The organism is Bacillus sp. KICET-1 (assembly GCF_027721405.1).
GTDB lineage: Bacteria > Bacillota > Bacilli > Bacillales > Bacillaceae > Bacillus > Bacillus velezensis.
The window spans coordinates 3,692,324-3,717,546 of the sequence record NZ_CP113515.1 but is presented as its reverse complement, the minus strand read 5'-3'; the positions used below and the strand labels follow the sequence as shown (position 1 = coordinate 3,717,546).

The window sequence follows — 25,223 nt, the reverse complement described above, 5'->3', positions numbered from 1 at the left end:
GAGGATATACGATGTCAAAACATATTGTCATTTTAGGCGCTGGTTACGGCGGAGTTCTTTCTGCTTTAACCGTTCGTAAACATTACAGTAAAGATGAAGCACGCGTAACCGTTGTGAACAAATACCCGACTCACCAAATCATTACAGAACTGCACCGCCTTGCAGCAGGCAACGTGTCTGAACAGGCTGTTGCTATGCCGCTTGAAAAACTTCTGAAAGGAAAAGACGTCGACATTAAAATCGCAGAAGTCAATTCTTTCTCAGTTGATAAGAAAGAAGTTGCCCTTTCTGACGGTTCTAAGCTGACTTATGACGCGCTTGTTGTCGGACTTGGTTCTGTTACGGCTTATTTCGGCATTCCTGGACTCGAAGAAAACAGCATGGTGCTGAAATCTGCTGCTGATGCGAACAAAGTATACAAACACGTGGAAGACCGTGTGCGTGAATACGCTAAAACGAAAAACGAAGCTGATGCAACGATCCTTATCGGCGGCGGCGGCTTAACAGGCGTCGAGCTTGTCGGTGAGCTTGCTGACATCATGCCGAACCTTACGAAAAAATACGGCGTAGATCCGAAAGAAATCAAACTGAAATTAGTAGAAGCAGGTCCGAAAATTCTTCCTGTTCTTCCTGATGACCTTATCGAACGCGCGACAAAAAGTCTTGAAAAACGCGGCGTTGAGTTCTTAACAGGTCTTCCTGTTACAAATGTTGAAGGAAACGTTATTGATCTGAAAGACGGTTCAAAAGTCGTTGCCAACACATTTGTATGGACAGGCGGCGTACAAGGCAACCCGTTAGTCGGCGAATCTGGCCTCGAAGTGAACCGCGGCCGTGCGACGGTTAACGATTTCTTACAATCTACTTCTCACGAAGATGTATTCGTTGTCGGAGACAGCGCTGTATACTTTGCGCCGGACGGCCGTCCGTACCCGCCGACAGCGCAAATCGCTTGGCAGATGGGTGAACTTGTCGGTTACAACCTGTTCGCTTACTTAGAAGGAAAAACGCTTGAAACATTCAAGCCTGTAAACTCTGGTACGCTTGCAAGCCTCGGACGTAAAGACGCGGTTGCCATCATCGGAGCGAACTCTACTCCGCTGAAAGGTCTTCCGGCATCTTTAATGAAAGAAGCAAGTAACGTACGTTATTTAACACATATCAAAGGATTATTCAGCCTCGCTTACTAATCCTTAAGATCACACAGAAGACATTGCCGGACTTTCTCGGCAGTGTCTTTTTTTGTATGAAAATGTTAACGGATACAATTTTCTGAAAAATAAAATAAAAATGATTGATATGTGAGAAAGAGGAAGCTAAAATAAAAAAGAACCATTTTGTTAACGTTAACATTTTTAAGAGGGAGGATGAAAGTGTGAAAGCTTTTATGGGTGATGATTTTTTACTGGATAGTAAAACGGCCGTAAAGCTGTACCGGGAATACGCTGAAAACATGCCGATCATTGATTATCACTGTCACTTAAGCCCAAAGGAAATCTATGAAAATAAAACCTTCGCAACCATTACGGAGGCATGGCTTTACGGTGACCACTACAAGTGGCGGATTATGAGGGCCAACGGCATTGAAGAGCGCTGCATTACCGGAAACGCTTCAGATGAAGAGAAGTTTTTCGCCTGGGCAAAAACGGTGCCGATGGCAATAGGCAATCCGCTGTACAGCTGGACGCATTTAGAGCTGCAGCGCTGGTTCGGCATTTATGACGTATTGAATGAAAAAACGGCCGCGGCCATTTGGAAAAAAACGAATGAGCTCCTGCAGGGAGACGGGTTTGGCGCAAGAGATCTCATTCTGAAATCAAATGTCAAAGTCATTTGCACAACCGACGATCCTGCCGATGCGCTGACATACCACGAACTGTTGAAAGAAAGTGATTTTCCGGTTCAAGTACTGCCCGGATTTCGGCCTGACAAAGGACTGGACATCAGCAGCCCGGGTTTTGCCGATTGGGTCCGTTCACTGGAGAGCGCTTCCGGAATAGCTGTCACCACCTACCAATCGTATTTAGATGCGTTAGAATCCCGCGTCCGCTTTTTTCACAATGCCGGGGGAAGAGTGTCGGATCATGCGTTAGATCAAATGGTTTATGCCGAGACGACCGAAGAGGAAGCGGCCCGGATTTTTGCAGCCGGATTAAGCGGAGAGCATGTGTCTTTTGAAGATGAAAAGAAATTCAAAACACGGACGCTGAAATATCTTTGCGGTCTTTACACCGAACTGGACTGGGCGATGCAGTTCCATATTAACGCGTTAAGAAATACCAATACAAATAAGTTCAGCAGCCTCGGTCCTGATACGGGATATGACTCAATTAATGATGAACGTATCGCAAAACCGCTTGCCCGGCTGTTAGATTCCGCCGAAAAAAAGCGGCAGTTGCCTAAGACGATTTTGTATTCTTTGAATCCGAATGACAACTATATTATCGCCAGCATGATCAACAGCTTTCAGGATGGGAAAACACCGGGGAAAATTCAATTCGGCACAGCCTGGTGGTTCAATGACACGAAAGATGGGATGCTCCAGCAAATGAAAGCGTTATCAAACATAGGCCTGTTCAGCCGTTTTATCGGGATGCTGACGGATTCAAGAAGTTTCTTGTCCTATCCCCGCCATTAATACTTCAGGCGGCTTGTCTGCACGCTGATCGGCGGCTGGGCGGAACAAGGCGAAGCGCCTTACGATATGGAGCTTTTAGGAAAGATTGTCGAGGGGATTTGTTACCGGAATGCTGAGGAATATTTCCGCTTTTAAAAAATGGAATGAAAGAGGTGGCCTATGAGTAATGTGCCTGTCGTGACAGCACCTGCCGCAAAAGTGAAGGAGCTTAAGCTGAGTCTGAAAGAAAAAGTATCCTATGGATTTGGAGATTTTGGGAACGGATTTATGTTTGATCTCGGGCAGATCTATTTGCTGAAGTTTTTCACAGATGTCGCAGGCATTCCGGCAGCGTTCGCCGGCAGTATTTTTTTGGTCAGCAAGCTGTTTGCGGCTGTGACTGATCCGATTGTCGGCTCGGCCATTGACTACAGAAAAAAGATCGGACCCCGGGGTAAATTCAGGCCGTATTTATTATTCGGAAGTATTATTCTTGCGGTCATGACCGTATTGATTTTTGTGTCACCGGACGTGAGCGTCACCTGGAAGCTTGTGTACGCCTATGCTTCTTACATGCTGTGGGGGGTCGCTTATTCTTTCGTCAATATTCCGTACGGCTCCCTCGGCGCGGCCATTACACAGGATGCGGAGGACAGAACGGCGCTTTCTGCATTCCGCCAGATCGGCTCCCTCGGCGCGCTGCTCATTACAAGTGTCATCGTCATCCCGATTCTCGTTCATTTTGATAACGTTCACATCGGCTACCCGGCAGTCATGGGAATGATGGCCGTAGTCGGAATCGCGGGATTTATGATCTGCTACCGAAACTGCAAAGAAAGAATTATCGTCCGTGAAGCGCCGAAAGAAAAGCTGTCCGTCATGTCGGTTTTCAAATGCTTTATCGGCAACAAACCGCTTCTGACCGTCGTTTTCATGACGATTTTCTCAATATCGGCATATAACATTAAATCCGCTATGCTTGTTTACTTCGCCCAGTACAATCTCAACAATGCGGAGTTGATGTCCTACATGAGTTTTATCATCATCGGTTCTTCATTTTTAGGTGTTTTGTTTATGCCGAAACTCGTCAAACGCTTCGGAAAAAATCGGTTTTGCCGTCAGCGCCGCGGCTGATGCGCTGAATTTCTGTCTCCCGTCAAATGTATATATCTTTACGGCGTTAGCGAGCATTGCTTTTATCGGGATCAGCATACCAAACGGCATTACGTGGGCGCTTGTGTCGGACATTATTGATTACGGAGAATGGAAGACGGGTGAACGGAAGGAGGCGACGACATATTCGCTTTTCAACTTCTCCAGAAAACTCGCCCAATCTTTATCAGGTTTTCTTTCAGGCATCGGGCTGAGCGTTATCGGCTATATCCCGAATGCATCTCAGACAAAAGGCACGTTAATCGGGATTAAAGGGCTTCTGCTGCTGTACCCGGCTTTCGCTTTAGCGTGCGCCATGCTGATTATCGGTTTGATGTATAAGCTGACGGACCGGCAGCATGCCGAGCTCGTTCAGGACTTACATCATGCAAAACCTCAACTTTAGTGATTTTATGGACTGTCCGTTAATGGTACAATAGAAATAAATGACAGCATACAGAAAGAAAGGAAAAACGATGGTAACCATAAAAGATATCGCAAAACTCGCCAACGTATCCCACACCACTGTATCCCGGGCACTTAACGGCAGCCCCTACATTAAAGAGCATACAAAGCAGAAAATATTAGCGCTCGCTTCACAGCTGAATTACACACCGAATGTAAATGCAAAAAGCCTTGCCATGCAAAAGTCCCATACGATCGGACTGTTTTTTACAAGCATCACAAACGGAACCTCACACAGCTTTTTTTCCGATACCATCAAAGGTGTAAACCGCACAATCAGTGAGGAATACAATTTGTTCGTCCGCGCGATTGACGACCTGAAAAGCTTTGAAACCATTACGCCCATGAGATATGATGGAATCATTTTAATGAGCCAAAGCGACAGTGATAATTCATTTATTTATCATATTCGCGAGAAAAACATCCCGCTTGTCGTGCTGAACCGGGACATTGATGACCGGAGCATCACGAATATCCTGTCAAACGATAAAGAAGGCTCCAGACAGGCGGTCGACTGCCTGATCGCAAACGGACACAGAGATATCGCGATCATTGAGGGAAAGGAAGGATTCAGGTCAACTTCTCAGCGGAAAGAAGGCTATTTGACATCTTTAATTGATCATTCTATTCCGATTAAGCATGAATACAGTGTAAAAGGCCGCTATGATATGGAAAGCGGCAGTCAGGCGATGGAAAAACTCTTGGCGCTTCAATCACCGCCTACGGCTGTTTTTTGTTCAAACGATGATATGGCGATCGGGGCGATGAATGCCATTTTCGCCAAAGGCCTGAACGTTCCGGAAGATATATCCGTTATCGGGTTTGATGACATCGGCATTTCCCAATACATGACGCCGAGGCTTTCGACAGTAAAACGCCCGGTTGAAAACATCAGCATACTCGGCGCAGAGAAGATTTTGGCGCTAATCGCCGACCCGGATACGGCGGCGGAAAAAATATACGAAAACACCGAGGTGATGATAAGAGATTCAATTAAAAAACTCACATAACGGCCCGTCTGATTATCCGGGTTTTCGTACAGAAAAATGTTAACGTGTGCATAAATGCAGAAGGAGGCGGACAGCTTGCGTCAGCTGAATAAAAAGATGTGCGGTGAATACATTCAATATCCTGAAAAAGTCCTTCAGTTCGGCGAAGGCAACTTTTTGCGGGCCTTCGCAGACTGGCAGATCGATCAAATGAATCAATTGACGGATTTTAACGGAAGCGTTGTCGCCGTACAGCCGAGAGGCTCTGAGAAAATCAAACGTTTAAACGAGCAGGACGGTTTGTTTACGCTTTTTTTGCGGGGGATAAAGGACGGAAAACCGGCTGAAGAACACATGATCGTCAAATCCATCAGCCGCGGCATTGATCTTTTTTCTGACTATGATTCCTTTAAACGGCTGGCAGCACAAGAGGAGCTTCGTTTTATCATTTCCAATACGACAGAAGCGGGAATTACGTTTGAGAAAGGCGACCGGCTTGAGGATAGACCTCAAAAAACATTCCCCGGGAAATTAGCGGCGTTCCTTTATTTCCGCTATAAGGCATTTGCGGGTGACGCCGAGAAAGGGTGCATTGTGCTTCCATGTGAACTGGTCGAAGAAAACGGACGGAAACTGAAGGCTGCCGTGCTTCAATATGCCGGGCTGTGGGAGCTGGAGCCTGATTTTACTCAATGGATTCATGACGCGAACATCTTCTGCAATACTCTCGTGGATCGGATTGTTCCCGGATTTCCTGTTGATACCGCGGAAGAACTTACCGATTTTCTCGGATACGAAGACCGTCTGATTGTGGTCGGTGAGCATTATTATTTGTGGGTGATAGAAGGGCCGGAACAGCTTCAGAATGAGCTTCCTTTTGCTGAGGCCGGGCTGAACGCACTGATCACGTCTGACCTTACGCCTTACAGGACAAAAAAGGTGAGAATCTTAAACGGCGCTCACACGGCATTGGCGCCAGTGGCTTTACTATACGGACTGCAAACCGTCCGGGAAGCGGCTGAGCACGAGGTGACGGGCAGATTCATCGAAGAGCTGATCAATGAAGAAATCCTCCCTGTGCTGCAAATGGAGGGTGTCACCCAATACGCGGCAGATGTGTTACAGCGGTTTAAAAACCCTTATATCCAACATTATCTGCAAAGCATTACCCTTAACGCCGCCGCGAAATTCAAAACAAGAAACCTGCCGACGCTGAAGGCTTATATCGAACAGGAGGGCCGGCTACCTGAGAAGCTGGTATTTTCGTTCAGCGCCATGATCTATTCATACTGGAACGGACCGAACAAACCGGCTGACGGCGAGGAGGTTCTTAACCGTTTTCAAATGGCGCGGTCCCGTTGCAAAGATGATATGTTTCAAGCGGCATCTGCCATATTAGGAGAAGAGCGATTGTGGGGGAAGAATCTGAATCATCTTCCGGGGCTGACTGAACGAACGGCTTTTTTTCTGTCTGTCATTCATAAGCGGGGTATGAAGCATGCGTTACATGAATGCTGCGGCAAAAAGGGGGAAGTAAAATGAAAGAGGTCATAAAAATCCATAAAAACGATAACGTGCTTCTCGCCATGCGCCATTTTAACAAAGGGGAGCGGCTGCATACAGACGGACTGACGATTGAAGTGAAGGACCCTGTAAAGCGGGGGCATAAAATCGCGCTGCAAACCATTGAAGAAAACGGCAGCATTATTAAATACGGTTTTTCGATCGGGCGTGCGACAAGGCGGATTTCGGCCGGCGAGCATATTCATACCCATAATCTGCAAACGAATTTATCCGATGTGCAAGAATACACGTATTCACCGCGCTTCGAGGACAATCCTTTTACAAATGAGAACCGGACATTTAAAGGCTACAAAAGAGAAAACGGTACATCCGGCGTCCGGAATGAACTGTGGATCGTGCCTACAGTCGGCTGCGTAAACGGCGTCGCTGAGAAAATCCTGCAGCGCTTCGTAAAAGAGGCGAAAGACATTGCGCCCTTTGACAATGTGCTGGTTTTAAAGCACCAATACGGCTGCTCCCAGCTTGGCGATGATCATGAGAATACGAAACAAATGCTGATAAACGCCATCCGTCATCCAAATGCGGGCGGTGTGCTGGTTTTAGGGCTCGGCTGTGAAAATAATGAGCTGGCGGCGATTAAGGAAACGCTTTCTGAAGTGAACGGAGATCGGGTGAAATTTCTCGAATCACAGGCTGTCACAGATGAAATTGAAGCAGGGACTGCGCTACTTAAAGAGATACACCTTGCGGCAAAGGGAGATAAACGTGAGGAGATTCCGCTGTCAGAATTGAGCATCGGATTGAAGTGCGGCGGGTCGGACGGTTTTTCCGGCATCACCGCAAACCCTTTATTAGGGAGATTTTCAGATTACTTGATTGCACAGGGAGGGAGCACGGTCTTAACGGAGGTGCCTGAGATGTTCGGCGCTGAGACGATTCTCATGCAGCGTGCGGCGAGCGAAGAAGTGTTTCATAAAACAGTCCGATTGATCAATGATTTCAAGCAATATTTTATGAAGCACGAGCAGCCGATTTATGAAAATCCGTCACCAGGGAATAAGGAAGGCGGCATTTCAACGCTCGAAGACAAGTCGCTCGGCTGCACCCAAAAAGCCGGTCTTGCACCGGTTTCTGATGTGCTGACATACGGTGAAACCCTGAAAACAAAGGGATTGATACTGCTCAGTGCGCCCGGCAATGATTTAATCGCTTCTTCAGCGCTCGCCGCGGCGGGCTGTCACATCGTTTTGTTTACAACCGGAAGAGGCACGCCGTTCGGCACATTTGTCCCGACTGTGAAAGTATCAACAAATACCGATTTATTTCAATCAAAGCCTCATTGGATTGATTACAACGCGGGCAGATTGGCGGAAGACCAAACAACAGAAGATCACATTGTAAGAGATTTTATTCAATACATTATTAAAGTTGCAAGCGGAGAATGCGTCAATAACGAAAAAAACGATTTTCGGGAGCTTGCAATCTTTAAGTCCGGTGTGACGTTATAAGGGAAAAGGCGATCTGACAACAGACCGCCTTTTCGCGTTGACTGATCGTTTTGCCCCTTGATGAATTGTGAATATCTATAGGTTATAATAATGGAATGGTGCCTTACATAAAGGAGATTTTTATAATATATATAATTATTATGGAAGATTGATTTTCAGTCACATATTTCAGAGGGGGTCCTAATGAATAACATTTTATACATTGAAGATGACCAAGAAATTGGCCAATTTGTAAAGGGTGATTTAGAAGATCGGGGCTATATGATTATATGGCTCACTTCTTCCTATAATTACGAAACATATATAGAAAAGGCTGATCTGATCGTGCTTGATATAATGATGCCCGGTTTAGATGGATTTACAATCGGTCAAAGGATGAAAAAAACACATCCGCAGATCCCGCTCTTGCTTTTAACAGCCAGAACGGGTCTGGAAGATAAACTGAAAGGCTTAGGATTTGCGGATGATTACGTGACAAAGCCCTTTCATCCCGATGAACTGGCTGCTCGAATCGAAGTATTATTAAGAAGATTTGACAAGACTGCCATTCATGAATTGAAGCTAAAACACTTAAGTGTTCACTTGAAAGAAAAAAGAATTTTAAATCATCAAAGTCATGAGGAAATATTTTTAACTGATAAGCAGTTAAGGATTTTTTTGCTTTTGCTTAGACATCCCAATCAAATATTAACAAAGGAACAAATTTATGAAAATATTTGGGAACAGCCTTATATCGAAGGGGATAAGACGTTGATGGTACATATCCGGCATTTACGGCAAAAAATCGAGATCAATCCAAATGAGCCGGAAATTCTTGAAACAATCAGAGGGATTGGATACAGGATCAAACAATGAAATTATCAACCAAATACCTTATTAATATCGTTGCCTCAATTTTGTTTTTTCCGATAGCCTTTTTAGGCGTGAATTTTCTATACTATGTCACATTAACATACTTGATTGATCACCAGGGGCAAGTACACTATGAACCAAACAAGTTGGAAAGTGATTGGAAGTCTGATGTGGAAGATTTTTCAGGGAAATCCAATCGGGAAATTACGTCTGCGTTCCCGCACATGAAGCAATATAAACACTCTGATATTGTATGGATAAATGATAAGGGGAAGGTGATGTTTTCGAACTCAGAACGGTTGGCCAAAAAGGGTGAGGTTATTCACGTTAGCGAATTGATTAAAATGATAGAACAAAACCAAAAGAATTATTTATTGCTGAGTGCTTATTTAAATGGGAGTGAAGACAGCGGATATGCATTTTTAGAAACTCCGCGCTCAATTATAGGATCTCAATGGGAGGTTATGAGGGCTAAGTATTCCTATATATGGTTTATTGCCTTGATTTTTGTCTGTTCACTTTTTGTGATTAATTCATGGATGTTTTTTGCGAAAATACAAAAAAGGTTAATTTCTTTGGGGAATCATATGAAAAAACAAGATAATGACGGCATACCGGAATTTGTAACAGTTAAACAGAAGGATGAACTGGGCCAAGTGGAATATTCATTCAACCAGATGGTTGAGGAACTAAGGAACAGCAGACAAAAAGAGCGCGAAGAAGGCGAAATCCGAAAAAACTTGATTGCTGATTTATCTCATGATTTAAGGACCCCTCTTACGGTTATAAGAGGGCATACATTTACGTTAAAGAATGAAATAAGCAGTGAAAATGGAAGGCATTCTTTAGGCATCATAAACGATAAAATAACGTTTATGGGCGAACTGATTGACAATTTGTCATCATTTTCTCTTCTTGCCGCAGGTAAATTGCCGCTTCATAAAAAGAGTTGTGACATATTAAAGATAATACGTTCTTCGTTAACAGCTTGGTATCCGATTTTTGAGAAAGAGCAATTTACAATAGATATTGATCTGAAGGAAAACATCGTATGGGAAATAGACGAGACTTGGTTGAAGAGAATTCTTGATAACATTTTTCAAAATGTTTTGCGCCATGCTCATTCAGGAAAATACGTTTCCGTACAGACAAAGCTAATTGAAAACAAACCCGTAATCATAATTGAGGATAGGGGCCCGGGAATGAATAATAAATCTGAAAGAAAAGGCGCTGGGATTGGCTTATCGATCATTAATATGATGCTTAAACAAATGGGGCTTGAACATAAAATAAAGAGCAATCAAAACGGGACGATTTTTATTATTTATCCAAACAGCAGTGAATACGTGAAGCCGTAGAGGCTTCACGTATTTTTTATGTTGAGAAATTTAAACGTAAATTAACCTTGATTATATCTTCTTTTTAACCTCGTAAGTTTATATTATAAACAGAACAAGACGGAAAGGAATGATGAAAAGTGGGAAAGGCTGATCCAGCTTTAATATCCAAAGGTATCAATGTATCTATAAAAAAGAAAAAAATTTTACATGATATAAATTTAACATTGGAAAAAGGTAAAATATATGGTTTATTAGGTCCCAACGGTGCAGGAAAAACGACATTGCTTAAAGTTCTTTTAGGGATATTTCCTCCAACTTCAGGTGAAGTGATTTTTGAGGGGAATAACTTATATGGCAATCCAAATAATGATGTGATTCAGTCTATAGGAAGCATTATAGAATTTCCTGGCTTTTATGAAAATTTGAATCTTTTTGAGAATATTAAATTACATCTTAACTATTTAAAAAAATCAGCTTCTGATGAAGAAATAAATGAGATTTTAGGAAAGGTTGGACTTTTTGAACATAAAGATAAGCTGTTTTCGCAAACTTCATTAGGAATGAAACAGAGGTTGGGAATTGCCAGAGCAGTTGCGCATGCTCCTGCATTGCTTTTGCTGGATGAGCCGACGAACGGTTTAGATCCATATGGTATTAAAGAAGTACGTGAAATGCTGATCCAAGAAGTAATGAAAAATGGAACCACAGTCGTTATTTCAAGTCACCTTTTAAGTGAGATTAATCTCATGGCCGATGAATTGCTTATTATGAATAAGGGGCAGATTATTTTCGAGTCAGCCTTTATGAAAAATACGCAACATCTTTATTTATACAAAATTCCAGCTGAAGCGGGTATTAATTGGGCGGATATTGAGAAATTTGCGGATCATGTTATTTCAAAGAATAAACAGCAATTCGAGTTTATTTCAGTAATTCACCCGTCGGAAATGAAAGAGAAATTAAATTCTTGTGGATTTAACAAGGCACCTATTGACGGATTTAAGCTATCTTTGGAAGATCTTTATTTAAAACTGCTGGCAAAGGAGAAAGGTCATGAGTCTGTTAGTGCGTAACGAGTTTCTAAAACTTAAAAGACTGAAATCAATTTATGTTATTTTCTTTCTAAGCTTTTTGCCATTTCTCATAAACGGGATCGGTCTTTTGACTATGAACGAAAATACAGATTGGAACAAATTTTATATGTTTGTTTTTAATCAGTATTCGACCCTATTTCCGACTATTATTTTTATTTTTTCAGGTTTTTATTTTTATTTAGAATTTAAAAACAGGACAATGCTGAATTGGATGTCATATCCGTATCATAAATTCAAATTGATATTATCAAAGCTAGCTGCAGCTTTTCTATTTTTGTTTTTAATTTCAGCTGTTAATCATATTATTCACTTATCCACCTTGTTTTTCTTTTTTCGGGAAGATATCTCAGCAAGCGACTTATTAAGATTAATAGCGACTTCTTTTACTTCTACTACTTTGAGCCTGCTAACCATTCCGATTGCAGCTTTAATTGCTTTTTTAAGTAAAAATATAGTGGTTGTCATGATAACCGGTGTAGCTTCCTTTTTAATAATGACGATACTGTTAGCAAGTGATGTCTCAATAGCCTTTCCTTTTTCTTTTATTTATCGTTTCAGTATTCAAATTTTTGAAAGTGATATGGGATATTCCAATTCAATTCTTTTAGTTTGGGGATTACTGATCATGGGGCTGTATGTTTTGGTGTCCTTATCAGGATTATACGTATATTCGAAAAAAAACAGAATGTAAATGGAGGATGAGTATACATGGAGCAAGTTATTTTTGTGATTTCAATGCTCGCTTTAGGAGTTACACTGGTTACCTTTTTCGGAATGATTTTGAATGACGGATTAAGAGGCGTACTAAACTTTTCAAGAAAACCTGTAAAATTTATGACTGGATCATTTCTGGTATACATTGTTGCCTTTGCTGTTTATATTTTAATAAGTGTAAAGTAACTTTTTCATTTTAAGGGGATTCAAAGGGATTCCCTTATTTTCCTTAGTAAGGGGCTTGGATACAAATGAAAGATAATTGGGTGAAGCTTAATATTGAGCAGTTTGCAAGAACTTTTGTTTTCTCCTTATTATTGTTTTTTATGCTTTTGCTTATAACAGACAGCCAATTACAGTTTAAACAGTATAGTCTATTTTTTGTTCTAAGTATATTCGGCAGTAGTTGTTTATGCTTTACCTATGATGACAGAAATAAGACATATCTTCGCAGCCTGTTCCGTTTTTCAGAATTATGTCAAGAGGGATCCGATGCAGATCAATTGATAAAAGAACTAACCAATGAAATACAGAGTGTGCTCTTAGGAAAGCAGATTGCTCTTATAAACTATGACAAAAAAACATTAAAATTGAAAGGAAATCACATTCAGGTTCCTAACATAAACATTTCAAATTTTAAGATAGGAGAAATACGTGAAACCGCCAGCGGATCAATTCTGTTTATCGGGGAGAAGTGTGATACATTTGTTTTTATTCATTTATCACATAAAGGACACCCTATAAAGATTCGTGAAAACGAAGCAGATTGGCTGCGAATGCTGGCATTCTGCACAGCATCTGCACTTCAGAACAAATTATTGATTCAAAAAAAAATTGATGAAATTATCATAGACGATCAACATAAATGTAAGTCGGCTGTACTTTCTAAGGTTTTATTTTCTATTTCAGAAATAGAGAGAACCAAGCTTGCACAGGATATTCATGACTCTATCATTCAAGAGCTGATATTTGTATGCAGAGAATTAGAGTATCATGTTGAGAAATACAAGGATATTTATTACATAAGAGAAATTTTGCTGGACAATATCCAGTATATAAGAGAAAAATGTTTTGATTTAAGACCACCTTTTTTAATGGAGATGGGACTTCTTCGAAGCATTCAAGTCCTGATTGATAAACATAAAAGCAACTATCAGCTTGATATTGAATTTTTTGTAGATGTAAAAGATGATTCTATTTTTACAGAAGATATCACAATAAACTTTTACCGGATTGTTCAAGAACTGCTTACTAATGCTGTTAAACACTCAAAAGCCAGTTATATTGTTTTGACGATGATTCAAAAAAAAACAAGTCTTATGTTTGTTTACGAAGATAATGGAATCGGCATTGATTGGAATAAAGTAAATTCAAAAACAAACAGTTTTGGGCTGACAGGGATCAAAGAGCGTATAAATTGTATGAGTGGTATTCATAATATATCTTCAGGCGTAAATGAAGGATTGCTGTTAAGGTTTGAAATAAGTACGAAAAATGAATAGGGAGCGCTGACATGATAAAGATTCTATTAATTGATGATCATATTGGTGTTGCTCAAGGGACAAAAGCCATTCTTGAAAAAAGCAATAAAATGGGAGTAACAATATTGTCTTGCTGTAAAGAAGTACTTAATCACCTTAAGCATTACGAGTATGACTTACTTTTACTTGATTTATATATGCCGGAGTTAAATGGAATGGAATTGTCAAAAATGATTCTTAGAGAGAGTCCCGATCAAAAAATTATAATTTATACTGGTTTTGATATCTCTGTCCATTTCAATCTTTTGGTTGAAGTTGGTGTTTCCGGGTTCATAAGTAAGTCTTCAACAGAAGAGCATATGATAAAAGTAATTGAAAGTGTCATTGAAGGAGATACCATTATTCCTACCCATCTCTTTAAACAATTAAGAAGAACAGAAGCAAATACGTTCAACATTGATAAGCTTGAAGATACAATAAGAGATATTACTTTAAATGAAAGAGAACAAGATATCTTAGCGGGCGTAGCGGAGGGAATGACAAACCGGGAATTATCAGCAAAGCTGTTGATCAGTCAAAGAGCGGTTGAATACATTCTTACTGGTGTGTACAACAAGCTCGGAGTAAAATCCAGAACAGAGGCACTGATCAAAGCAAATCGATATTCATTAATTTCTATGAAAACTATATATGAGTAAATGAATCGGGATTAACGGAACAGTTAATCCCGATTTTCTTTATAACCTATACTTCGGAAACGCGCAAAAAAAAAGCGCTTTTCCGAATATGACTTTTCGGTGCCTATAGGTAAAAGATCGTTTATCATAGATTTATAGAAATATATGGATTCAGATCCAATATATTTCAAAAACTCAAGGGGAGGAATATTAATGAATGAGAAAATGTATCGTTTTGCCGGTGATTTAAGAGAAGAACTTGAGGAAATTTCTTTAAGTGAATTCAGCGGAGGAGGAGGCGCAGAACAGCGGGGGATTTCTCAAGGAAATGATGGTAAGCTTTGTACGTTAACTTGGGAATGCGGTCTTTGTCCTACTCACACTTGCTGGTGTTAAAACAAATCCGAAAATAAGAAAATAGATTTCCAATGCTCTGGGAGATCCAGCTGTCTCCCTCTTTTTTAAAAGGAGATGAATATTAAATGAATTCGCTGACTAATATTCTATTAAGTAAAGAAAAAAAAGCTGCTGTCTCTCAATTTGATGAAAATGAGAATCTGTTTGATCGAAACTTAGAATTAATCTATAAGAATGATATTCAAATGGCCCAGGAAAGCATTCATAATGTGTTATCCATTCAATCAATTGATAAAGTGAAAAACTTATATCAAACCCCCCTACATAAATCCGCTTTTACAGTTCATGTTTTCGAAAACCTAAAAAAAGGGATCGCTCACCAAGCTATTAAAAAAGAAGACGTAAATGAAGAAATCATGTTTCACGTTTTTGCGTTAAAAGTGTCCTCTTACTTCAATGATCTACTTAAAAAATCAAAGTTTCCTTCTTATGACTATCTGCTGGAACAACCGGCTCTTTTTCATCATTGTATTTCAAATCAATTAGAAAAAATCATTTTAAAAGTCTCCTATAGAACACTTGTATTGGATATGAATATGAATCGGGAAAAAGGTTTTTTGGCAGGGGAGACTCCTAAAGAAAAATATGGTTATTATAATAAAACTCTTTTGTGCAGTCCGGAGTATCTCGAGAGTTTTTTCCAACAATATCCAGTATTATTAAGAGTGATCGGAAATGAACTGAGAAAATTTAAAAAATTCATACTGGAATTTATCTCCCGTTTTGAAAAGGACAAGCCTGAACTGCTCTCTTTATTTGGTTTTTCAGAACAAGTCAAAATAAGGGACATTGAAGTAGGGATGGGTGATTCTCATTCTGATGGGAGAAAGGTTACTAAAATAACATTAAATGAAGGCAAACTTATTTATAAGCCGAGAAGTTTAGAAATTGATCTATTATATAAAAAGATAATTGAATTTTTGAATGAGAAAATTAGAGATCATGATATAAAATTGAGCACTCCGAATGTCCTTAGCAGAGACGGATATGGATGGACTGAATTTATATCTTTTAAAGCATGCAATTGTCTAAAAGATGTTCAAAACTTTTATCAGCGTACAGGAGCTCAAATCGGTTTGTTATATGCATTGAAAGCCGTTGATTTTCATTCGGAAAATCTCATTGCCAACGGGAGCTATCCAGTTCTCATTGATTTGGAATCCTTATTTCATCCTGCATACCAGAAAAAAAAGGATGGGATGGACGCTTATGAAAAAGCTGAAACGCAGCTTCATAAATCTGTCAGAGCATTAGGACTGCTTCCTTTTTTCTTTGCGGGCAAAGCCGACATCAGCGGAATAGGCCGGAAAGGGAAAGCAAAGTCGATCATTAAAGTTCCTCAGCTTATCAATTTAAAGACAGCAGAAATGTCGGTCAAACGAGACTATGTCGAAATTGATACAGCTAATAATCACCCTATGCTTGAGAATAAATTTGTATATGCAAAAGATTATGTCGAAGAACTGAAGCAAGGTTTTTCAAAAGCATATATGACTATATTAAAACACGCTTCGGAGCTGATTCGCATAATAGAAAAGAGCGAAAACAAGATATATGTTCGGTTTATATCAAAACCGACAATAAAGTATTCTGCTTTATTAGAATTAAGTTTTCATCCTAGATTTTTACACAACTCTATTGATAGAGAAATTTTCTTATCAAAAATATGGGAGAGACCAAAGCAAGAAGATGAATATCAATCTATTGTTAAATATGAGTTCAACGATTTAATTAATAATGATATACCTTATTTCAAAGTGAAATTGAATGAGAAAGACTTACTAAGCTCAAAAAATAAGAAAATTGAAAATTACTTTCCGGAAACACCAGCTCAAAGTGTAAAAGAACGAATTTCAAATTTATCAAAAGACGATTTAAAGTTTCAGCTCTATGTTATCGAACTGTCCATGCTTGCTTCGGAGGATGATCGGCAAATTGTTTTGAAAGAATTTATAACAAAAGAACCAGGACAATATGAAAATGTTTTCAGTAGTTACCAAGAAAGTATCTTAATAGAAAAAGCAGAGGAATTGGCCGCTTATATTTATAATCAATCTTACAAAGCACACACAGATAAAGGAAGTTCGTATTCTTGGCTTAACGCTACTCCTATTGGAGTTGATGAAATTCAATGGAACTTATCCGTTATGGGTGATACCTTTTACGACGGGCTTTCCGGGATGGCTTTCACCTACCTGGCTTTATGGCGCGTCACGAAAAAAGAAAAGTATCTGGACATTGCTGAAAAAATTATGAAAGATGTCGTCTCTCGTTTTATTGATATTGAGGTGAAACCGGACGAAGACAGCAGTATGTCTGTAGGTGCTTTTTCCGGAGTGTCTTCAATAGTATATACTTTAATGAATTTCTATATGTATACTAAACGCGAAAAATATAAACAGGATGCAAAACAAATCGCTCAGCTTATTCCGTCTTTGCTTCCTTATGATAAAGAATTGGATATAATCGGGGGCACAGCGGGGGCTCTTATTGTAATGATACGTTCGTTTGAAATAGAGAATGATACATTCTTTTTATCATTGGCTGAACAATGCGGTTCATTTTTAATGAAACAAGCGATCTTTCTTGATGAGGATTTTGTCACTTGGGAAGGTATTGCAAATAAGCCGTTAACGGGTTTTTCCCATGGAAACGCTGGAATGATATATGCCCTTCAATTACTCGAGAAACATTCAAAACATCAAGATATAAGTATGTACATCCGAAAAGGACTTGCTTTTGAAAATTCAAAAAAAGTAAACGGTAACTGGCTTGATCTGAGAAAAACGGTAAATGAAGCTGCAACATCTGCATGGTGCCATGGATCCCCTGGAATTCTATTAAGCAGATTAGAATTGAAAGATTCAAAACACCCTGATATTGCCGAAGTGGCCAAAAAAGATCTGAATAAAACCGTTTCTAACATTTTTTATGACGGTTTTGGCCGAGAGCAAAGCCTTTGTCACGGAGACATGGGAAATGCTTTAATACTGATCGAATATGGAAAAAAGACTGGTGAAAGTCAATTTGTAAATATCGGAAAAAACTTGATTTTGGAGAGTGTACAAGACAAAAATATAGGTTTCTACCAATGCGGAGTGGGAAGGGATGTTGAAACACCTAATTTAATGCTTGGTTTGGCAGGGATCGTATATGGAATGCTGTATGCAGCAGACGCGGAATTGCCGAATATTCTCAACCTTGAAATAGGACGTGTAGATACATTAGGAGACATTTATGAAAATTAGAAAAAGAAAGCTTCCGGTTATTCTTCAAAGAAATCAATTTGATTGCGGTATTACTTGTTTAGCCATGGTTTTGAGCAGGGCTGAGGGAATAAAAATCAATCCTAACAAATTAAAATTAAATAAAGAAATTATCGGAAGAGACGGCACTGATTTAATTGAAATGAAAAGGATTTCTGAAACATTCGATTATGATTTCAAAGCATTCCGCACAGACAATATAACGCAGCTTAAAGAGTTAAATAAAAACCATCCGCTAATTGTTCATTGGAATCATAATCATTTTGTAGTTGTGGACGCATTTGGCACAGATAACGTTAAAATTATAGACCCTTCATCTGGCAGACTGACAATCACATTAGAAGAGTTCAAAACCTTCTATAATGGCATTTCTATTATGTTAATCAGAAAGAACGAAATTGAGAGAAAGGATAAGACTGCTTCGTCATTAAAAGATGTGTCTTCATTTAGAAAGATCGGAAAATATCTTTTGAAAGATAAAAAATTATTGGGGGTTATTATAAGTTTCACTTTTATTTTTCAAGCATTAAACTTAATGACCCCTTTTTTGACTCAATATATTATTGATTCATTTATTGACGGGAATGAGAAAATTCTTCCCATACCAATGCTTTTCATGATTGTTATTGTTTCAATCGCATTATTCTTTAGTCTGTCCTTACTCAGAATGAAATTTATTATCAAACTGCAATTAAAAATTAATAAGAGTATGACTGATAAAATAATTCATAAAATATTTAGTCTTCCATTAAAGTTTTTTGAGGCGAATACTGCCGGGGATATCTCAACTAGAATCCATAACATTGCTGTAATTCGTGAAGTCATTTCCAGGTTAGCGTCTACTTTGATATTAGATATCAGTCTTATATTTGTATTTTTCATAGTCATGTTTGTTTATTCCCCGATATTATCTTTTATAGTTTTATTGGGAGCAGCTATACAGGTGATGAGTACTAAAATTTTGCTTCCGAAAATTGAAATGTTCACAAAACAGGAAGTAAATAGTCAATCCAATTTTCAGAGCCAGCTAATCGAAATCTTAAGATCAATGACATTTATAAAAACAATAGGAGAAACCAGGAATATTGAGAGCCAATTAAATTATAACTTTAATCATCAGTTAGATTATTTCTCTAAAAGAATGAATTATTCATCTTTACTGGGTGCGGTCTCCAATGCAATCAATCTATCTTTGCCATTATTTATTTTAATTGTGGGTACTTGGTCAGCAGTATCTATAGGCCTTACGCTAGGCGCAGTAATTGCTTTTTCTAACATTGCCGGACGGTTTATGTCACCGCTTGGATCAATTATCGGCAGTCTTGAGTCTATTAAATTAGTCGAAGAAATGGTAGACCGCGTTGAAGCTGTACTGGACGAAAAAGATGAGGAAGTAAATGATAAAAGCAGTGAACTATTTAACCCGGCCGCTCATAATATCAGCTTGAAAAATATTGATTTCAGCTACAATGGAAACGATTATATTTTGAATAATATAAATTTTATGATCCGGCCGAGAGAAAAAATCACATTAATTGGAAAAACTGGAAGCGGGAAATCTACTTTGATTAAAATCATTGCCGGCCTTTATCAAAAAACAGCAGGAGAAATTTGCTACGGTGAATTCAAAATAGAGGACGTTAATATGGTTAAGCTGAGAGAAACGTTAGGTTATATTGTTCAAGATGTCAATCTGTTTAATGACACTATTATAAATAATATAAAATATTTCAATGAAAAAATAACAATGGAAGAAGTTGTACAAGCTGCAAAAGAAGCATGTATTCATGAGGATATTATAAAAATGCCCATGGGGTATCATACCATGATTGGAGAAAATGGTATTACCTTATCAGGTGGACAGCGGCAGAGAATCTCAATAGCCAGAGTATTAGCGAAAAATCCGCAAATTCTATTTATAGATGAAGGAACAAGCAATTTGGATAAGGATACAGAATTAAATATATTAAATAACATTTACAAAAAGGATATCACTGTAATTTCTATTACTCATAGAACCGAATGGCTCGAATTCTCCGAATCTGTCTACGAGATTGAAAATGGAAACTTAAAGACCATTAAGGCCAAATATGAATCGCAACTGCAGCAGACTTATTAACTTGAAAGGAGGTGAAATATGGAATATGAAAAAGAACTTCAGCGCGTTGTATGAAACATCAGAACAAGAATTAAAAGAGCTTGTTGGAGGGCAAAACTCAGTATCAATAACAACATATCCAATCACAAATCATATTTGTCCAACTATCACAGTAGGCTGCGCATGTCCGCAAAGGCAAGTATAAAAAACAATCGGGGGGATTTTTAATGAAAAAAGAATTTTTAGCATTGGAACTAATGACTGAGGAAGAATTAAAAGAATTGGCGGGGGGATCGGAGGCAACTCCAATGACTGTAACACCGACAACCATCACAATACCAATCTCTTTAGCAGGCTGTCCGACGACTAAATGTGCGTCTATTGTCAGTCCATGTAACGACTGAAATTTATAAAAAACTCAAACAATAGGAGGAATTAACATGAAAAAAGATTTTCAAGCACTGACTCCAATGACTGAAGAAGAATTAAAAAACCTTGCAGGGGGATCAGATGCAACCCCGATGACCGTAACGCCGACAACCATCACAATACCAATCTCTTTAGCAGGCTGTCCGACGACAAAGTGTGCGTCCATTGTCAGTCCATGTAACGATTAATCATAACCGGAAAAGAATATGTATATGCGTACATATTCTTTTTCTTTTTTGTCGAAGACAGTCAAGAATATATAAGGAAGTGATAAATGTGAACAAAACACAGAATTCGGATAACTATGTTTATGAAAACTCTATGTTAAATGTTTTTAAAGAAGAGGATTATTTCGAAGGTTTTGCGCAATATTATATAAGTATTTTTAAAGCTCAGATTGTTAAAGAAATAGATAGAATACCATCCGAAAGTTTACTGGATAAGGGATGTCTAGTTGAATCGATATTAATTAATTATAAGAAAAAAATATACTATTTGGCGGGGAAAACACTTATCCATGAGTTTCATCAAACTTTTGACGAGTTTGATCAAAAAAATGAATCTAAAAATTATGATATATTCTCAGAAAGGCTGAAAAACTCCGCATTTGTTGAAGAAATACTCAATAATTATCCTGTATTGCAAGGTTTAATCTCCAGATCCACCTCTGATTTTATACGCTTCACTATATCTATTATTAAACATTGGGTTAATGACTATAAAAAAATCCAACAAAAATTCAATCTTTCGTTCGGAAAAATGAGAAAGATTAATATGAATGCAGGAGATGTTCATAATGGGGGTAAAAGTGTTGTTATTATTGAATTTGAAAATAACAAACTCGTTTATAAACCCCGTTCACTTGAAATTGATGTTTTTTATGAAAAGGTCATTGATTATGTCAATCAGTATTATCAAACTAATTTAAAAACACCTTTATCCTTGGATCAAGGTGAGTACGGGTGGCAAGAGTATGTACAGTCTGAACCGTGCGATAATATTGAACAGGTAAGAAATTATTATTACCAATTTGGAATGCATTTAGGATTTATTTATGCTTTTCAAGGGTCAGATTTTCATTTTGAAAATATCATAGCATGTCGTGATAAACCGGTGTTGGTTGATCTTGAGACTCTGTTTCAAAGCAGCCTCTTTTTTTCTGAGGAGAACAAGGAAAATGTTAATTTAATGGCATCAGCACAGGTAAATAAAACAATATTAAAATCTGCACTTTTTAACTATATGAGTTTTCCGGAAGATAACGGGCTGACTAATATAGGAGGCTTGATAAACACAGAAAATCAAAAAGGTGAAAAAGAAGAAGTACTTCATATAAAAACAGATAAAATTTCTATGAGAAAGAAACAATATCTCTTCAAAAGAGGAAGGAATCTTCCTGTTTACAAAAATAAAGTAGCAGAATGCTTTGAATTTGAAAGAGAATTTATTGAAGGTTTCAAAAGAATATACTTTATTTTGAAAGAAGATTTATATATACGGAACCTTATAAGGGATTTAAATTATGCCCCTATTAGAATTATTGTCAGACCTACATATGTTTATGCTTCATTTCTTGAAACCCTCCTCCATCCTATGTATTTAAAAGATTATGGAGAAAGGATAAGGGTTTTATCTTTTATTAAGGATGCTTATACAAAATATGAAGTATTTGATTCCATCAGTCCATTTGAGATCAAGGATATGATGATCGGTGATATACCCTATTTTAATGCTCCTATTAGTGAAAAAAGGGTTTATTCAAATTCAATACATGTGGTGGATACAGGGATTATGAAACAAAGCGCTAAACAAGAAGTTTTAACTCGTTTAGCGAATATGTCGGAAGAAGACATGCATCAGCAAGTGAGCTTGATAAATATGGCCTTAAGCTCCACAGCGGCTAATTTGGATATTATTTATAAAAATCAAATTGATGATTTTGTACCTGGATATTTTAAAAATGACATACAAATCAAAGAGCTGATTCAAATAGAAACAGATTGTATATTAAAACAAGCAATCGAATCGGAGAAATATCTTCAATGGGTATCAATAGTCTCGGCTCCCAATGGCACCTTATCCGTAGGACCGCTGAGTTTTGGGCTGTACGATGGGTTAGCTGGAGTGGGGCTTTATTTTTCAGCTTATGATTTTATTTATAATGATGAAAAAGTCAAATCGGTTCTTCGTAAAATAGTGAATTCAATTAATCAAATATATGAGCACAGTATTTATAAAACAAATTTCTCTGCTTTTTACGGGTCAAGTTCTTATATCTATTTTGTCAATAAAATGAGAGATACCGGACTTTATTCGGAAAATGAAGTGAATAGTATGTGTAAAGCATACTTAGAGAAACTTCGTCAGGAAACCGGTCAAATAACACATACTGATTTTATAGGCGGACTCGCAGGTATATTAAAGGTTGTGATTCAGCTTGGCAGGTATCATCGGACTGAATTAATGGAAGATACGGCAAGGGCAGTTTGTAAAGAAATATGCAAAAGAGCGATTCAAAATAGAAATGAAGCATATTGGAAATCCGACGCGGATGAGAATATTGTTTTAGCAGGGTTTTCTCACGGTATTACTGGGATTTGTTATGCACTATCTGAATATTATGCGCATATTGAGGCATCTGGAGAAGTACTTAGACTGATTGAATCAGCTCTCAAATACGAAGATAAATTTTTTGATATTAAAATAAATAAATGGAGAGATAACAGAAAAAATGAGTTGGATTATTCTTCCGCAATGTGGTGTCATGGGTCTTGCGGTATTCTTCTTGGAAGAAGCAGGATATACGAGAATGTAGACGGGCGTATTCACGTTGGGTATATTAATGAGTCTTTAGATGACACATTGCTGAATGGAAATTTCCACCGTCAGGGCTACTCATTATGCCATGGAACGATGGGGAATATAGATGTACTTCACGCTATTAAGGAATTATCTCTCTTTAAAAATCGCAAGCAAGAGATTGAGAATACAATTAATATATGGGTTAACCATTTTAAAGAGACTCTGTTAAAAAATGGATGGCAAAATGGAATAAGAAATGATCATTCGGGACTTGGTATGATGTTAGGGAAAACCGGACAATTATATGCACTCTTAAGGCTAGTTAATAAAGAAATTCCCACCCCATTGGCTTTGGATTGAGGGGGGATTTCCTATATAAAAAAGCGATCCTGTAAAGGACGCTTTTTTATATTAATTTTATTCCGCTGATTAAAATAATCGCCGCCATCACAAACTGCAGCGGGCGCGGTGAGAATTTCGGCGAAAAGAAGCTGCCGAGAAGCACACCCGGCACAGAGCCGATCAACAGATTCAATACAAGCAGGTAATCGACGCTTCCGAAGCTTGCGTTTAACAGACCGGCAGCAGTTACGAGCAGAAAGGCATGTGCGATATCCGTTCCCACCACTTCTGCCGTTTTCATTCTGAACAGGTATAACATGGCGATCGCAAATAATGAGCCGGACCCAATAGATGTCAGGCCGACGATGAAGCCGAAAATGACGCCGATCAGTATCATGAGTGTCCGCTTTTCTTCAAGCGTTTTTTGCTGCCAGCGGTTCGGCCGCAGTTTTTTATCGAAAAAAAGGCGGGCGATAATGGAAATAGCGACAAGGGTCAGCACGTAGCCGAGCGCCTGTTTGATAATCTGCTCCTGATGCTGGTGAAAAGCGGGAAACAAGTGAAGAATACCGATGGCGGCTGTTGCGCTGGGAATGCTCCCGAGCGCCAAGTAGCCGACAAGTTTAAATTGAACGGTGCGCTGCTTCCAATGAGAAACAACACCGAACAGTTTGGTGATGGAATTATATAAAAGGTCAGTGCCGACGGCGATTGAGGGGTTGATCCCTAAAACGATCAGTAAAGGAGTCAAAAGCGCCGCTCCTCCCACACCCGTCAATCCGACCAGCGTTCCGACAAAGAAACCCATAAACACAATGCTTACAGTCATCTGTGTGCCTCCTGAATAATCCTACTATTTTTATCAGATTATATATGATTAAGAGGCGGTAATCAATTAAATTTTCGGAAAATTTTATACAGAACAAAAAAATCCGCCTGCCTGCTGTTATTTCGCAGATCGGCGGATGATGGCCGGATTATGATTTTTGCTGATAAAACGGAAGTTCCGTGTGGCCCATTTCTCTGACATACACGAAAAGATTGCCTTTATGATGAATTTCATGCTCCATGGCAAGCTGAAGGAGAGCCGCGCCGGTTATTTTTCTGCCGAAAGAGGCAGTCAGGTCAATTTCGCGGTTCAGCTGCTCTTCAGTCAGCTGTGACAGGATGTTTGTCGTTTTTTCAGTACATGCTTCAGCCAGTTTGACGAGGTCTGTTTCCGCTTCTTCTTTCGGTTTGTTCTGGATAGCTGATCCGTTTCCGTCGTTAATGACGTTTGCAAACATAAGAAAAGAATAAACGATGTGTTTTACAAGTTCCTGAGCGGACATTGATGTCTCTGCCGGCTTGTAGTCGTAATGCTCGCGGCTGATTTTTTCCGCCAGCTCAATCGTCACGTTTCGATGTGACAGAAAGTGGCTGACCAATTGATTTTGTGCTGTCATGTGAAAACCCC

General features: G+C 38.8%; 19 protein-coding genes and 2 pseudogenes. 19 read left to right on the top strand and 2 right to left on the bottom strand.

The features are described 5' to 3' along the window. The first annotated feature begins 11 nt into the window (after positions 1–11). The 19 genes and pseudogenes from OVA33_RS18535 to OVA33_RS18445 all read left to right on the top strand — a co-directional run bounded on the left by OVA33_RS18535 (position 12) and on the right by OVA33_RS18445 (position 23,785). Positions 12–1,190, top strand: a complete 1,179-nt coding sequence (locus OVA33_RS18535; protein WP_014417508.1) for an NAD(P)/FAD-dependent oxidoreductase — start codon at positions 12–14, stop codon at positions 1,188–1,190. 185 nt (positions 1,191–1,375) lie between these two features. Then, a pseudogene (gene uxaC / locus OVA33_RS18530) lies at positions 1,376–2,773 on the top strand (glucuronate isomerase). 24 nt (positions 2,774–2,797) lie between these two features. Next, positions 2,798–4,175, top strand: a pseudogene (locus tag OVA33_RS18525) (glycoside-pentoside-hexuronide (GPH):cation symporter). 70 nt (positions 4,176–4,245) lie between these two features. After that, the gene (locus OVA33_RS18520) at positions 4,246–5,244 is read left to right on the top strand and encodes a LacI family DNA-binding transcriptional regulator (protein WP_014417511.1); all 999 of its coding nucleotides are present in this window, start codon (positions 4,246–4,248) and stop codon (positions 5,242–5,244) included. 75 nt (positions 5,245–5,319) lie between these two features. Beyond that, on the top strand, positions 5,320–6,765 hold the full coding sequence (locus OVA33_RS18515) for a tagaturonate reductase (protein WP_017417586.1): 1,446 nt from the start codon (positions 5,320–5,322) through the stop codon (positions 6,763–6,765). Continuing rightward, positions 6,762–8,255 carry a UxaA family hydrolase gene (locus OVA33_RS18510; protein WP_063636819.1) on the top strand — a complete coding sequence of 498 codons (1,494 nt, stop codon included), beginning with the start codon at positions 6,762–6,764 and terminating at the stop codon, positions 8,253–8,255. The genes OVA33_RS18515 and OVA33_RS18510 overlap by 4 nt, the downstream gene beginning before the upstream one ends. A 183-nt stretch (positions 8,256–8,438) precedes the next feature. Beyond that, positions 8,439–9,110 (top strand): response regulator transcription factor, encoded by a 672-nt coding sequence (locus tag OVA33_RS18505; protein ID WP_015417275.1) that lies wholly within the window; start codon positions 8,439–8,441, stop codon positions 9,108–9,110. Further along, on the top strand, positions 9,107–10,465 hold the full coding sequence (locus OVA33_RS18500; protein WP_017417588.1) for a HAMP domain-containing sensor histidine kinase: 1,359 nt from the start codon (positions 9,107–9,109) through the stop codon (positions 10,463–10,465). The genes OVA33_RS18505 and OVA33_RS18500 overlap by 4 nt, the downstream gene beginning before the upstream one ends. A 119-nt stretch (positions 10,466–10,584) precedes the next feature. Next, positions 10,585–11,520 (top strand): ABC transporter ATP-binding protein, encoded by a 936-nt coding sequence (locus tag OVA33_RS18495; RefSeq protein ID WP_017417589.1) that lies wholly within the window; start codon positions 10,585–10,587, stop codon positions 11,518–11,520. Next, complete coding sequence (locus OVA33_RS18490; protein ID WP_017417590.1) at positions 11,501–12,232, top strand: ABC transporter permease; 732 nt, start codon at positions 11,501–11,503, stop codon at positions 12,230–12,232. The genes OVA33_RS18495 and OVA33_RS18490 overlap by 20 nt, the downstream gene beginning before the upstream one ends. Positions 12,233–12,249: 17 nt before the next feature. Continuing rightward, positions 12,250–12,441, top strand: a complete 192-nt coding sequence (locus OVA33_RS18485) for a hypothetical protein (RefSeq protein ID WP_003154894.1) — start codon at positions 12,250–12,252, stop codon at positions 12,439–12,441. Positions 12,442–12,506: 65 nt separating this feature from the next. Beyond that, positions 12,507–13,757 (top strand): sensor histidine kinase, encoded by a 1,251-nt coding sequence (locus OVA33_RS18480; protein ID WP_025649633.1) that lies wholly within the window; start codon positions 12,507–12,509, stop codon positions 13,755–13,757. 11 nt (positions 13,758–13,768) lie between these two features. Beyond that, positions 13,769–14,434 (top strand): response regulator, encoded by a 666-nt coding sequence (locus tag OVA33_RS18475; protein WP_025649634.1) that lies wholly within the window; start codon positions 13,769–13,771, stop codon positions 14,432–14,434. 192 nt (positions 14,435–14,626) lie between these two features. Beyond that, positions 14,627–14,809, top strand: coding sequence for a plantaricin C family lantibiotic (locus OVA33_RS18470; RefSeq protein ID WP_003154891.1), 183 nt, complete (start codon positions 14,627–14,629; stop codon positions 14,807–14,809). Positions 14,810–14,895: 86 nt separating this feature from the next. Continuing rightward, positions 14,896–18,078 carry a type 2 lanthipeptide synthetase LanM family protein gene (locus OVA33_RS18465; protein WP_017417593.1) on the top strand — a complete coding sequence of 1,061 codons (3,183 nt, stop codon included), beginning with the start codon at positions 14,896–14,898 and terminating at the stop codon, positions 18,076–18,078. Further along, a complete protein-coding gene (locus OVA33_RS18460) occupies positions 18,068–20,215 on the top strand; it encodes a peptidase domain-containing ABC transporter (RefSeq protein ID WP_017417594.1) in 2,148 nt (715 codons plus the stop codon). Before OVA33_RS18465 ends, OVA33_RS18460 begins: the two co-directional genes overlap by 11 nt. Positions 20,216–20,421: 206 nt before the next feature. Further along, on the top strand, positions 20,422–20,598 hold the full coding sequence (locus OVA33_RS18455; RefSeq protein ID WP_017417595.1) for a class II lanthipeptide, LchA2/BrtA2 family: 177 nt from the start codon (positions 20,422–20,424) through the stop codon (positions 20,596–20,598). Between the two features lie 36 nt (positions 20,599–20,634). Next, positions 20,635–20,811, top strand: a complete 177-nt coding sequence (locus tag OVA33_RS18450) for a class II lanthipeptide, LchA2/BrtA2 family (protein ID WP_017417596.1) — start codon at positions 20,635–20,637, stop codon at positions 20,809–20,811. An 88-nt stretch (positions 20,812–20,899) separates the two neighbouring features. Continuing rightward, positions 20,900–23,785, top strand: a complete 2,886-nt coding sequence (locus tag OVA33_RS18445) for a type 2 lanthipeptide synthetase LanM family protein (RefSeq protein WP_025649635.1) — start codon at positions 20,900–20,902, stop codon at positions 23,783–23,785. A gap of 46 nt (positions 23,786–23,831) precedes the next feature. On the opposite strand, the gene OVA33_RS18440 is transcribed toward OVA33_RS18445, so the two are convergent. Both OVA33_RS18440 and OVA33_RS18435 read right to left on the bottom strand, forming a co-directional pair. Beyond that, positions 23,832–24,596, bottom strand: a complete 765-nt coding sequence (locus OVA33_RS18440; RefSeq protein WP_025649636.1) for a sulfite exporter TauE/SafE family protein — start codon at positions 24,594–24,596, stop codon at positions 23,832–23,834. 148 nt (positions 24,597–24,744) lie between these two features. Further along, positions 24,745–25,212 (bottom strand): DinB family protein, encoded by a 468-nt coding sequence (locus tag OVA33_RS18435; protein WP_017417598.1) that lies wholly within the window; start codon positions 25,210–25,212, stop codon positions 24,745–24,747. Positions 25,213–25,223: the final 11 nt, after the last annotated feature.

Excerpts from the sequence above, each read along its gene's own strand:
- OVA33_RS18435 (WP_017417598.1), bottom strand. The coding sequence starts at position 25,212 with ATGACAGCACAAAATCAATTGGTCAGCCACTTTCTGTCACATCGAAAC.
- OVA33_RS18500 (WP_017417588.1), top strand. The coding sequence starts at position 9,107 with ATGAAATTATCAACCAAATACCTTATTAATATCGTTGCCTCAATTTTG.
- OVA33_RS18440 (WP_025649636.1), bottom strand. The coding sequence starts at position 24,596 with ATGACTGTAAGCATTGTGTTTATGGGTTTCTTTGTCGGAACGCTGGTC.
- OVA33_RS18470 (WP_003154891.1), top strand. The coding sequence starts at position 14,627 with ATGAATGAGAAAATGTATCGTTTTGCCGGTGATTTAAGAGAAGAACTT.
- OVA33_RS18505 (WP_015417275.1), top strand. The coding sequence starts at position 8,439 with ATGAATAACATTTTATACATTGAAGATGACCAAGAAATTGGCCAATTT.
- OVA33_RS18490 (WP_017417590.1), top strand. The coding sequence starts at position 11,501 with ATGAGTCTGTTAGTGCGTAACGAGTTTCTAAAACTTAAAAGACTGAAA.
- OVA33_RS18535 (WP_014417508.1), top strand. The coding sequence starts at position 12 with ATGTCAAAACATATTGTCATTTTAGGCGCTGGTTACGGCGGAGTTCTT.
- OVA33_RS18450 (WP_017417596.1), top strand. The coding sequence starts at position 20,635 with ATGAAAAAAGATTTTCAAGCACTGACTCCAATGACTGAAGAAGAATTA.
- OVA33_RS18520 (WP_014417511.1), top strand. The coding sequence starts at position 4,246 with ATGGTAACCATAAAAGATATCGCAAAACTCGCCAACGTATCCCACACC.
- OVA33_RS18460 (WP_017417594.1), top strand. The coding sequence starts at position 18,068 with ATGAAAATTAGAAAAAGAAAGCTTCCGGTTATTCTTCAAAGAAATCAA.
- OVA33_RS18465 (WP_017417593.1), top strand. The coding sequence starts at position 14,896 with ATGAATTCGCTGACTAATATTCTATTAAGTAAAGAAAAAAAAGCTGCT.
- OVA33_RS18485 (WP_003154894.1), top strand. The coding sequence starts at position 12,250 with ATGGAGCAAGTTATTTTTGTGATTTCAATGCTCGCTTTAGGAGTTACA.
- OVA33_RS18480 (WP_025649633.1), top strand. The coding sequence starts at position 12,507 with ATGAAAGATAATTGGGTGAAGCTTAATATTGAGCAGTTTGCAAGAACT.
- OVA33_RS18455 (WP_017417595.1), top strand. The coding sequence starts at position 20,422 with ATGAAAAAAGAATTTTTAGCATTGGAACTAATGACTGAGGAAGAATTA.
- OVA33_RS18475 (WP_025649634.1), top strand. The coding sequence starts at position 13,769 with ATGATAAAGATTCTATTAATTGATGATCATATTGGTGTTGCTCAAGGG.
- OVA33_RS18510 (WP_063636819.1), top strand. The coding sequence starts at position 6,762 with ATGAAAGAGGTCATAAAAATCCATAAAAACGATAACGTGCTTCTCGCC.